The sequence below is a fragment of the Devosia sp. UYZn731 genome, assembly GCF_040546795.1.
Lineage (GTDB): Bacteria > Pseudomonadota > Alphaproteobacteria > Rhizobiales > Devosiaceae > Devosia.
Map to the genome: position 1 here is coordinate 31,968 of NZ_JBEPOL010000021.1, position 10,214 is coordinate 42,181.

General features: G+C 60.3%; 11 protein-coding genes and 1 pseudogene. 6 read left to right on the top strand and 6 right to left on the bottom strand.

Translation table 11 applies throughout. The features are described 5' to 3' along the window. Nucleotides 1-75 precede the first annotated feature (75 nt). The 4 genes from ABIB57_RS26575 to ABIB57_RS26590 all read right to left on the bottom strand — a co-directional run bounded on the left by ABIB57_RS26575 (nt 76) and on the right by ABIB57_RS26590 (nt 3,484). Nucleotides 76-1,077 (bottom strand): ABC transporter substrate-binding protein, encoded by a 1,002-nt coding sequence (locus ABIB57_RS26575; RefSeq protein ID WP_354044459.1) that lies wholly within the window; start codon nt 1,075-1,077, stop codon nt 76-78. Between the two features lie 83 nt (nt 1,078-1,160). Next, nucleotides 1,161-2,078 (bottom strand): MurR/RpiR family transcriptional regulator, encoded by a 918-nt coding sequence (locus ABIB57_RS26580; RefSeq protein ID WP_354044460.1) that lies wholly within the window; start codon nt 2,076-2,078, stop codon nt 1,161-1,163. Between the two features lie 165 nt (nt 2,079-2,243). After that, a complete protein-coding gene (locus ABIB57_RS26585) occupies nt 2,244-3,038 on the bottom strand; it encodes a phosphatase PAP2 family protein (RefSeq protein ID WP_354044461.1) in 795 nt (264 codons plus the stop codon). Between the two features lie 323 nt (nt 3,039-3,361). Further along, entirely contained in the window at nt 3,362-3,484 is a 123-nt protein-coding gene (locus ABIB57_RS26590) for a hypothetical protein (RefSeq protein ID WP_354044463.1), read from the bottom strand. A gap of 1,269 nt (nt 3,485-4,753) precedes the next feature. Here ABIB57_RS26590 and ABIB57_RS26595 point away from each other — a divergent pair. The 5 genes from ABIB57_RS26595 (at nt 4,754) to ABIB57_RS26615 (ending at nt 7,004) form a co-directional block, all read left to right on the top strand. After that, nucleotides 4,754-4,960, top strand: coding sequence for a hypothetical protein (locus tag ABIB57_RS26595; protein ID WP_354044464.1), 207 nt, complete (start codon nt 4,754-4,756; stop codon nt 4,958-4,960). A 410-nt stretch (nt 4,961-5,370) separates the two neighbouring features. Further along, nucleotides 5,371-5,658, top strand: coding sequence for a hypothetical protein (locus ABIB57_RS26600; protein WP_354044466.1), 288 nt, complete (start codon nt 5,371-5,373; stop codon nt 5,656-5,658). A gap of 51 nt (nt 5,659-5,709) precedes the next feature. Further along, a complete protein-coding gene (locus tag ABIB57_RS26605; RefSeq protein WP_354044467.1) occupies nt 5,710-5,955 on the top strand; it encodes a DUF6894 family protein in 246 nt (81 codons plus the stop codon). A 48-nt stretch (nt 5,956-6,003) separates the two neighbouring features. After that, complete coding sequence (locus ABIB57_RS26610; RefSeq protein ID WP_502914493.1) at nt 6,004-6,453, top strand: SOS response-associated peptidase; 450 nt, start codon at nt 6,004-6,006, stop codon at nt 6,451-6,453. A gap of 248 nt (nt 6,454-6,701) precedes the next feature. After that, a complete protein-coding gene (locus ABIB57_RS26615; protein WP_354044468.1) occupies nt 6,702-7,004 on the top strand; it encodes a putative quinol monooxygenase in 303 nt (100 codons plus the stop codon). Between the two features lie 424 nt (nt 7,005-7,428). Here ABIB57_RS26615 and ABIB57_RS26620 read toward each other — a convergent pair whose 3' ends face one another. Continuing rightward, entirely contained in the window at nt 7,429-8,403 is a 975-nt protein-coding gene (locus tag ABIB57_RS26620; RefSeq protein WP_354044469.1) for an alpha/beta fold hydrolase, read from the bottom strand. A gap of 105 nt (nt 8,404-8,508) precedes the next feature. Between ABIB57_RS26620 and ABIB57_RS26625 the strand changes: the two genes are divergently transcribed. Further along, a complete protein-coding gene (locus ABIB57_RS26625; protein ID WP_354044471.1) occupies nt 8,509-9,219 on the top strand; it encodes a helix-turn-helix transcriptional regulator in 711 nt (236 codons plus the stop codon). Between the two features lie 729 nt (nt 9,220-9,948). Here the strand turns inward: ABIB57_RS26625 and ABIB57_RS26630 are convergent. Further along, nucleotides 9,949-10,101: pseudogene (locus tag ABIB57_RS26630) on the bottom strand (transposase); the annotation flags it as partial. Nucleotides 10,102-10,214 lie beyond the last annotated feature (113 nt).

The window sequence follows — 10,214 nt, forward strand, 5'->3', positions numbered from 1 at the left end:
GCTGGCCCTGACGGCCCCGCCGGCCAAGGCCAGGGCGCCATCCTTTTGGCTTATCGTCATATCAAGGCGATCAAATCACGGAACGAAATTGTCCCGATACCACTGCTTCCACTCGGTTTCGTGGGCGGAGGCGACGGCGTCATCGAGGAACAGCAGGTCGACATCGGCCGGACGGCCCGGCTTGCCCGTCACGCCATCGATCAGCGGCATGAAGAAGAAGTCGGTGTCGTCGCCTTCCTGCATCGCCGCCTGCCCTGCGGGGCTGGTGACGAAGGCTATGAATTGGCGGGCGGCATCAAGGTGCTTTGTATTGGCGCTGATGCCCAGGCCCTGCGGCAGGGCAACGGAACCTTCAGTCGGATAGACGGCGACGACGGGCTCGCCGCTCGCAATTTTGGCGATGATGGCGCTGTCCTGATTGATGCCGACGGTCGCATCACCAGTCAGGATCGCCTTGTTGACGTTACCGCCGCTGGAGAGGCCCGACAGCGTCTTGTTGGTCAGCACGGTGGCGAGCAGAGCCTTGCCCGCATCCACGCCATTGGTCTGGAAGATGCCGGCCAGCCACTGATAGGCCGGGCCCGACAGGTTCGGGTCCTTGGCGGCGACGAAGCCAGCAAAGGCGGGCAAGTCGCCCCAGCCCTTGGGCATCTGCTCGGCCGGCACCTTGGTGGTGTTCACTTCGATGGCTGTGGTGCTGGCACCGGTCGGAACAAAAGCGTGGCTCTGCGGCACCAGCTTCTTGCCGAGGTCGGTGAAGGCGATGGTATCGTAGACGTCTGCGGGTACCGGCTGCAGCACCTTGTCGAGAGCCATGCGCTCCATCACGGCGGAGCCGTCCAGCCAGACGATATCGAATTGCGGATTGCTGCCCTCGGCGGCGATCTTGCCCAGGGTTTCGCCGGTGCTGCCGGGTTCGACGACATCGACGGTGAGGCCGGTGGCGGCGGTGAAGGCTTCGGCGACGTGGCCGGCGAAATCGAGCGCGTCATACATGACGAGATCGGCGGCCGCGACCTGGGCGGTAATGCCGGCAGCGGCGGCGAAGGCCAGAATGCTGAACGATAGCTTTTTCATCGAATGTTCCATTGATGGGTCGTTGTTTCTCCGAGGGGCCAGTGGGCTGGTCCCTGCTTGAAATGGCGTTCGGCGCCACTTGGTTATTGTTGTTTCTTGGCTTTCTTCCTCGTGCCGCGCTTGGACCAGTCCTTGTCGATCGCCGCCCGCAGCGTGCTAAGACTGTCCAGATGTCCGAGGGAGGCCTCGGGGTTGTGAGAAGCCAGCGCGATGATCATTGCCTCGACCAGCACCATGGTACCGCCATGCATGGCCAGGTGGCCCGCCTTGCCGCGCGGCACCGGCAGGATGTCGGCAATCTTGTCGCCCACCAGCGGGCCCAGCGTGTCGCTGATCAACACCACGGGCACGCCCTTGCCCTGGGCTTGGTCCAGCACCACACTCACCTCGCGGTAGAGCGGGGCATAGGCCATCATCAGGATGGCATCGCCCTCATTGACCCACAGCAGTTGGTCCGCCAGCGTGATGCCGGACTCCGACATCGCCCTGGTCGGCATGCCGATGCGATTGAACTGCAGGCTGGCATAATCGGCCATGGCGCCGGACGGCCCGATGCCGAACACATGCCGGCACTTTGCGGCGCCGAGCAGCGCCACAGCCCGCGCAAAGCTTTGGGCGAAATCGTCCCGCTTGAGAACACTGAGCACATCCTCATGGGCGCCAATGACGTGATTGAGCGCGCGGGTGGTGTCGTCGCCGGTTTCCTCGAGCGTGTGCCGCAGCCGGCCGCCGGGCGATATGACGCCGCTGACGTCCGACAGGAGCGCCTCGCGCAGGGAGGCAAGACCATCAAAGCCGAGGGATTTGACGGTGCGCACGACGGTGGCATCGCTGGTTCCCGCCTTCTCGGCAATCTGCGCCGCCGAGCCGAGCAGCACAGCATGCTTCTGCTCGATGAAGAACCGCGCGATACGCTGTTCGGCCGGTGACAGCGCGCCCATTGACGCGGTGACTCGCGCATCGAATTCAGCGATAGCGTCCGGGTCGTGCTGATCGGTCATGCCTAAATCCGCGTCGAATGTTGTTGGTAGCGTTCACTACGGATTTGCTTATCCGAAATGTTTATTACAGCAACATGACGCCGGACCGGCCGTGGCAGCTGTGAGGACGAAAAGGCCCCGCGGGGCCTTTTCTGGAGCGTGTTCTAAAAACCTCGGACCGCCGGACTACCGGTTGAGACCGGCGGCAGACAGTTCGGCGCGCGCGCTGTCGATCAGCGGCTTGAACGCGGCGTTGTGCAGCAGGAGCGTGGCGACGGTGGTGCCGAGCACGGCACTGGCGCGGATATCCGAGCGCGAATGCACGCCGCAGAACATGCGGCTCTCGGCATAGTCCTCGGCACGAGCCATGATGATTTGGCCCTTGCTCGGCATTAGGCGGGCGAGGAGGATGCCTTGGACATAGGCCAGTGTGCCGTGCCCGCTCGGATAGGAGCGAACCTTAGAGCCACCGCGGCCAGCAGCTTCGCAAACCTGGATATTGTCGTCGAAGGTCCAGGGGCGCGAGCGGCCGAAGTAAACTTTGACAACGTCGGCGGCGGCATCGCGTTCGCTCATCGCCGCATCCAGCATCGCGGCGGTCGCGGGAAGCTTGGTCAGATCGAAACCGATCGGGCCAAGGGTCGGAATCCACAGTTCCGAGCTTTCATGCCGGTCGTCCCATACTGCCTGGTCAAGACGCTCCTTTGAGGCCGTCTGCTGCATGTGCAGCACTTCGGCAACTTCGCCCTTCTGCTGGTCGGAACCATCGGCCGGCGGCGGCGGCAGCAGAGTGATCGGGTCGATATCCTCGGGGGAGAGGTAGTGCAGAACGTGCTTGGGGGCCATCGGCAGTTCGGCTGGAGCCGCAGGCTGCGCGACGGGCTCGGCCGGAAAGGTCACCGGGGCGTTCTGAGCAAAGGCCGGGATCGCAAAGGTTGCGAGCACAACCGTCGCCGCAGCGAGGCGAGCAAATTTAGACATCGAGATTTCTCCTGCCAGGCTGATCGCCTGGCGGTTGGAGGTTACGGTGAGATCGAATGTTGCACCGGAACACTGCGGCCAAGGCCTGCTGAGTAGCGAATGCGACAAGACCGAAAACTAGTTAGCGTTTGCTACAGACTCGTGACGGCGCGGTGTCGAGTGTGTGACGGTGAAGCATTGGTGAGAGGGCAAATCAATCGGGTTCGGGCGACAACAAATCATCCGGCGGAAGCGCGTCCAAAAATGGCAATTCGGGCGGCGGCAACAAGTCGTCTGGAGGCGGTTCGAAGTCCGCTAGCAGTTCTAGCGACGACAACACGTCCTCAGGGACGCAGGGCGGTAGCCGCGAGCAGCACGCTGAGGCTGGCCGTCAGAGCCACAAGCATGACGACAAATAAATAGCGGTAGGCGTTGCCATCGCGCGTTGCCACCCAATGCGTGATCATCGCGATATTCCTAGTTCCAATCCTCCTTAAGCTCGGCGAACACTTCCGGGCATGATCGGCCCCTAGCAGGCCTCAACCTTTTCTCAGGTCACCCTGTCATCGCATGGTCCTCATGGCATCTACGATAGGCGCCTGCAGTGCCCGCTGGATGGTGTCCCGCGCGATCTTCATCACCCGCTCGCTAAACCGAAACTGCGGCTGGGTAGTCGCTTTGCTTTGCCATCTCCGAGGTATGGCCTATGACTGTATGGCGATCGGAGCATGACTATGATGGCGCCTGCCAACCAGCCTGAAACACCAATAAACCCGGTTAGGTTACAACTCCTGGTGGTAGGATTTCACGGTGCCACCATGGTGCTCACTGCCGCAATATTCGTGACCATTTCCCGGCTGGGCCTACATGGCAAAGGCATCGAGTGGGTGGCCATGCTGGCTCTCTTTGCCCCTGCTACGCTCTCTGGCTTCATCTACAGAACGCTGTCACCAAGCACCGCCTTCCGGCTTAACTTGGTGGCTCGCGGTCCTCTTCACATTGTCCACTTTTTGCATCGCAGCAGTGGCCAGCGCATCGGACCCGCAGGCGCCAGCGCCAGAATGGGGACTCGACCGGATGCAGACTGGTGGGCTGATTTTCGGAATAGGCGGCCTCAGCGTCCTCGTGTCCGCAGTCTTGTTTCGGCTAGGCGCGAGCTCGGAGCAGATGGACCGCGACACCATAAGGCGTGTCTTGACCCGTAGCGGGGGGACGGGACCAATAGTAGAACGTTAGTTAACAGTGTCGGCAGTGCCGGTTCCGCTCCCGCCATCAGTAGCCGGCCTGGTGCCGTGGAAAACCATCTCCCCCACGACAACAATCACGACGCCAAACACAATTCCGATGATAAGATTCCGGTTCACGTTGTTCGCTCCGGAGATCGGTATGGTGGAGACAACGCCTTCCCCTCCCAATAGCTCCGTACCAATGACGCCGCCTACGCGGGCCCAGAAGCCCCGCCTCGGTGGGGCTTTTTGTTGCCATGATTGAACCATGATCCAGCCCGATCGCTCGGGCAATACCGGAGCGCTGCGAGGGATCCCATCAGAGCCCCCACGCTACGGGCTCCCTTGCAGCACAAATGACCCCCAGAGCGCCTTCACATCCGCGGTCGATGCCCAACTCGGCCTTCCAAAAGTTCGCAATTCAGCACCCGACCTGTGTTCGAATTCGGACTAAGACTTGCATTCCCCTTACTTCCGGCGCGCAAGTGTGGCCCGCTGGGGAGGTTCGAAATGAGGGAAATCACTGTCGAAAGCCTAAAAATGCGAGACCACGGCCACACCTATAAGGCCTTCTATTATGTCGAGGACGGTGTGATCCACGCCGACTTGGCAGGAAAACTCCAAGCTACCGTCTGCATGGGGTCGCCGGCGGCGGACATTGTTCGGGCGTTGCTCACCGAACGCATCTTACAAATGAGCATCACGCGCGCTCACTGAAACGGCGATGTGCCAGAACTGGGATCCCCTGAAGTCGGTCGTTCGCCAGTATTGCAAGCGGACGAAAGTTTACGGCCCTGCGCCTTTGCTGGCATCTCACATTCAGGTGCGCAGATGCTCGCCATTTCCTGCGGTTTTGTCGCCGCACTCGCCTTCGCCATAAGCATTGACATAAAGCGCCGCAAGAGCTGGTAGGTGAGCGTGCAGAGCTGGAACGGGCGGAAGGTCGGGAGGAGATGTGTAGGGGTAGTTCTGGGTCCCCTGCGGGGTGACCGCTTTTTGCCAGCTGGGGCCTCTACAGCCTCCATGGCTCACTCGTGTAGATCGGAGTCGAGAATGCCTGAGTTTGGATCGGTTGCGAACCGGAGGTAGGGTATCGTCTCCAACGTAAACCACTCGCGTCGATGCCTATGACCAAGCCCCTATATCTGCTAACCGTTGAAGGGCCCGGGGAGCTGACGACCGTGCTCGTCGTCCGAACCGGCCATGACGGCGTCACGCGCGCGACGATCAAGTTGCCTGATTGGCAGGAGCTGCCGGCGGGGTGGGACGGTCCGCACGAGATGTCCATCGCGATCCCGCTCGCTGACGACTACGCCGACTGGTACGGCTATACAGCAATCGCCATCGATATCGAGAGCAGCCAGCTCTGGGACCCGGCTTGGGGCTCGTTTCAGAACTCCCGCACCGCGTTGTGACGGAACCGGAATTTGCCGATCGCGGTTGTCAAAAAAACATGGACCAGTGCGATGCCCAAATTCTTCTTCGATATCGTCGAGAACGACAAAGTGTCGATCGACCATGACGGCATAGAATTCGATGACCGCCAGCAAGCTCACCGCGAGGCCGTCAAGACCATCGCCGCCATCGCAGCCGAGGAAATCCCCAAGGACGGCAAGCTGGAGCTGACGGTCGCGGTCGCCGACGAAAGCCACCATGTACTGTTCAAGACTCATGTGCGCTTCGAGCCAGGCGACCCCAACAAAGGGGAATAGAGGACTGGGGTATGTGCGGAATATTCACTGCGGAATACCTGGGCCGAGCTGCGTCCGCTCTACCGGCTTTGCGACGACCTGTTTCCGACCGGGCCGCGGTCCAACATGCAGCCGCGCTACAACATCGCGCCAACCCAAGACGGTGATTTCGTCGTCAGTAACAAGGGCGGCAACAGGGAGTTGCTGAGGGGCCGCTGGTGGCCGGTTCCGGTCTGGACGAAGGAGCTGCCCAAGGCTACTCTATTCAATGCCCGGATCGAGGCCGTCGACAGTACGCCCGCTTTCCGCGACGCATTCAAGAGCCGCCGGTGCCCGATCCCTGCGGACGGGTACTTCGAATGGACCACTAGCCTTTTAGATGGCGAGAAAGATCGCTGGCTCCTGCAATTGCCCGAAGGCAAACTGTTCAGTTTCGCCGGTCTGTGGACGCAAAACGACAACCTGGGCGTCACCAGTTGTACCATCATCACCGCTCCGGCGGTCGAGTACATCGCCTAAATCCATGGCCGGATGCCGGTCATCCTCGAGGAAAGCGCCTACGAAGCCTGGGTTGTCAGTCGAGCCCGAGCGTCACGACGCCAAAGGCATTGCTGCTCGATGGCCGGCTCCAGTTCCACCGCGTCGGCTCGAGGTGAACAACAGCCGATACGAAGGCACCGATACCAAGAAGCCGATCGTCAACGCACGGTAGGGGGAGCGAGACAGTAACGCGCTGTTGAAAGACCGGAAAGACAAAGGGAACTGACATGCGAAAGACGCTCTGGACTGTCCGGTTGAAGCTCGGCACGCTAGCGGAAGTCATGCAGGCAGGACAGGTCCACATTGCTGCCAGTCGGGCGGAGCCTGGCTGCATCTCGTTCGACTTTTTCGTCAACGCGGATGGAAGCGATAGCTTCATGTCCATTGAGCAATACGTTGACGAGGCCGCGCATCAGGCCCACAAGGCCACCCCGCATTTCCAGACATTCATCCCATATCTAGTCGAGCGAGTAGAATCTGTGGAGATGGACTGGTGTGAGCCACCCGACGAAGCCCACCCGGCTCCCTGATTACCAGCACTCCGGCGGCTCGTGCCATCGCATGGGGGCGGGCTAAGACCTGCTGCAAGACTTATATAACCATCCTACCTGCCCCCGCCCCAGGCAGCTTTGCCTTATCGCCGCTCCTGACGCGGTCGAATGGTAACAAGTTATGTGCCATCTACGGCACTTACGGACACAGACTGCTCGGGCCCGACCGCGCCTTACCGATTTGCGCCTCTTTCGGCCGTTGCGGCGGGGATACCGATAACCAAAAGCTGCCAATTTGGTTTGGCCCAGTCCAATGAGAAACGAGCATCTGGCCTTCTGCCTCTTCGGGATTATGTTGGTCGCACATTATGTGGTGGCTGGCCCTGCCATGGTCGTCGCCTACGGCAAGTTACACCACCCCTTTGCCGAGCTAGGGGTGGTGTAGCGTTGAGAGGTTCGGGGATCAGGTGGCGGTCTGCCGTGCCAGCCAGCTTATGATCGCTTGGTTGGTTTCCTTGGGCATTTCCTCCTGGATCCAGTGACCGCAATCGAGGCTAACAACGTCCACGTTGGGCACGAAGTCTGCCAGTTTTCCGGATTTCGGGATCACATCCTGTTCTCCATAGATCATGAGCGTGGGTTGATGGATGATTGGGTCCACTTTACCTAGGAGATGCCAGTTTCGGTCAAGGTTTCGGTACCAGTTGATGCCGCCGGTGAACCCGGATTTTTTGAAGGCCGAGACATAAACTGCTAGGTCGCTATCGCTCATCACGGGCTCACCGAGCGACGTTTCGGCTCTGGCCAGATTAATCATAGCCATGCCCGGCTCGGGCGGCAGCAGAGGCACATTTTTTCGGTAGAGGTTTCGCAGAAAGCGGGATGCGTTGTCGTCCAACACAGCGTCTGCCACGCCCGGGTGCCGATTGAAGTGTACGAAGTAGTAGTCGCTCCCCAGGATCAACTCGAGGAACTCGATCCACGGCATATCGCCGCGCTCCTGATACGGCAGACTCAGATTGATCACCTTGTTGACCCGGCCGGGATGCAGCAGGGTCAGCCCCCAGACGACCGAGGCGCCCCAGTCGTGGCCGACAAAGGTCGCATTCTGATATCCGTAGTGATCGAGAAGGGCGACGAGATCGCCCGCAAGATGTCCAATGTCATAGTCTGTTACGTTATCCGGGCGGGACGAGCTGCCGTAGCCGCGCTGGTTCGGGACGATGACATGATAGCCTGCGGCGACAAGGGCGGGCACCTGATGGCGCCAGGAATAGGCATGCTCGGGCCAACCGTGACAGAGCACGATTGGGTTTCCAGCATTTTCTCGTCCTGCTTCAAAAACTTCTAGTTCAATGCGGTTGACAGGAATGAGTGTCGGCTGGGGAAATTCAGTTGCGCTCAACACGGCTTGTCCTTCTATGGTTTCGGCAATCATTTGTGCGTTCAGCGTAGGTCCGCCTATTGCGGCCGGGTGCTGCACGGTGATCGACTAGAAACAAATGGTGCCAAAACCCGGCACTGAAGCGCGGTAGCTTGCGGCATGAACGTTCGCTTTCGACATGACGCCATCGTGCGCAGCCTTCGCCGTAACGGCACGTCCACAATTTCGGACCTCGCTGCGGAAGTTGGCGCATCCCGGCGCACGGTACTGCGTGACATCAGCGCCCTGCGCGACGAGGGCTTTGTCATTCATTCCGAACCGGGACGCGGCGGCGGCTTGCAACTTGATCCGCAATCGGTCCAGACCACGCCTAAGCTCTCTGTCGCCGAGATCTTTGCGCTGCTCATCAGCGTTGCATCAATGCGGGCCGCCGGAAACCTGCCCTTTGCGGGCCTAGCAGATGCCGGGCTTGCCAAGATCGAGAAGGCCTTGCCTCGGGACAAGGTCCGCGACCTGCGCCGGTTTCTCGATTGCCTCTATGTCGGACAGCTTTCACCGCTGGTGGATATATCGGATTTGGCGGCGATGGATCCCGAATTGCTGCCCGTGTTCGAGACGGCGTTTCTTCAGCGGCAGTACCTGGGCTTCCGGTACCTCGACGCAAAAGGGGCCGTAACCGATCGTGTTGTCGAACCGCATGCCATGCTGATCCTACCACCGGTCTGGTATCTGGTGGCCTGGGACCCTGTGCGCGACGATTTCCGGTATTTTCGCATGGACCGGATCAGCAGGCCGGGTGTCCACGAAGGCGCGACTTTTCAAAGGCGACACGTGCCGTTCGCGGATCACGTTCGCCCGGTTCGTGATTAATCCCGATAGGCTGCCTTTTACAGACGCCGGACGCCAGGAAGCAGTTCGGGAACGGCACGGCAGCGACGCGCGCCCCATTCCGGCCGCTGGTCGGCCTTCGGCGGATTCCTAAAAGCGGACCTTCAGCTATGTGAACAGCTAGGTCTGCAACGGGGTCGAGTGCGGTCAGGCCCCTTGGGTATTGCAAGAGGTAATTCGACGTTCTAGCGCGTTGGTCGGGTGCAGTCTTCTGTCCGGCCAGTTGATGCTGCCGTTGAAGACTGCTGGCCTTGATGGGGTCGGCGAACAAGGTCCCAATCTGCTTTGCAGGCTATGATGCCTCAGACTGTCCATGGGTTGTCCCTGTTTCCGGCCTGACCGGTTTCGCCATCACATCGCGTCGCTCTCACAACCTCATGGAGTCCGGATCGGCTCGAACTGTTTCCTGCTTCAGGATTTCATCTATTTGCGACTTTAAGCTGCCAGGTGTGGGGCACGACGAGCTTAGTAGACCTCACCGCGGGCCATGACCGCCCAGACTACTCGGGCCATCTTGTTGGCCATGGCGACACTGGCCACGCGGGCTGGTTTGCGCGCGAGAAATGCGAGGAGGCGCGGAATGGTCGATAGACGCCGTGCCACCGCGACAGTTTTCTGCAGGGTAACGATTGAACGATCGATCACTTGCAAACGGAGATGGGTGCCGAGAACCTGTACGCTCAGTAGGCCAAGGATCTGCATGGCCATCGGCTGCGGATCGGCAGACTGCTCGCGCACCCATTTGCGCAACACGTTCACATGCAGGCCCAGATCATGGGCAGCCTGTGCAACTGCAACGCCCCGTTCCCTGACCAGCCTGACAGCCTCGAGCTTGAACTCCCGGCTGAACTTGCGTCTCTCCATCAAAACTCTCCAGTTCCAAAAACTGGACTGCCCCCGGTTTGGCAGACATTTCCCAGCCTCACGCCGCGGCGCTTTCAAACGCCTCGGGACTGACGCCGCCAATATGGCTGTGG

Coding starts and splice junctions, on each gene's coding strand:
- ABIB57_RS26605 (WP_354044467.1), top strand. CDS start 5,710: ATGCCCAAATTCTTCTTCGATATCGTCGAGAACGACAAAGTGTCGATC.
- ABIB57_RS26615 (WP_354044468.1), top strand. CDS start 6,702: ATGCGAAAGACGCTCTGGACTGTCCGGTTGAAGCTCGGCACGCTAGCG.
- ABIB57_RS26625 (WP_354044471.1), top strand. CDS start 8,509: ATGAACGTTCGCTTTCGACATGACGCCATCGTGCGCAGCCTTCGCCGT.
- ABIB57_RS26595 (WP_354044464.1), top strand. CDS start 4,754: ATGAGGGAAATCACTGTCGAAAGCCTAAAAATGCGAGACCACGGCCAC.
- ABIB57_RS26620 (WP_354044469.1), bottom strand. CDS start 8,403: ATGATTGCCGAAACCATAGAAGGACAAGCCGTGTTGAGCGCAACTGAA.
- ABIB57_RS26580 (WP_354044460.1), bottom strand. CDS start 2,078: ATGACCGATCAGCACGACCCGGACGCTATCGCTGAATTCGATGCGCGA.
- ABIB57_RS26575 (WP_354044459.1), bottom strand. CDS start 1,077: ATGAAAAAGCTATCGTTCAGCATTCTGGCCTTCGCCGCCGCTGCCGGC.
- ABIB57_RS26585 (WP_354044461.1), bottom strand. CDS start 3,038: ATGTCTAAATTTGCTCGCCTCGCTGCGGCGACGGTTGTGCTCGCAACC.
- ABIB57_RS26590 (WP_354044463.1), bottom strand. CDS start 3,484: ATGATCACGCATTGGGTGGCAACGCGCGATGGCAACGCCTACCGCTAT.
- ABIB57_RS26600 (WP_354044466.1), top strand. CDS start 5,371: ATGACCAAGCCCCTATATCTGCTAACCGTTGAAGGGCCCGGGGAGCTG.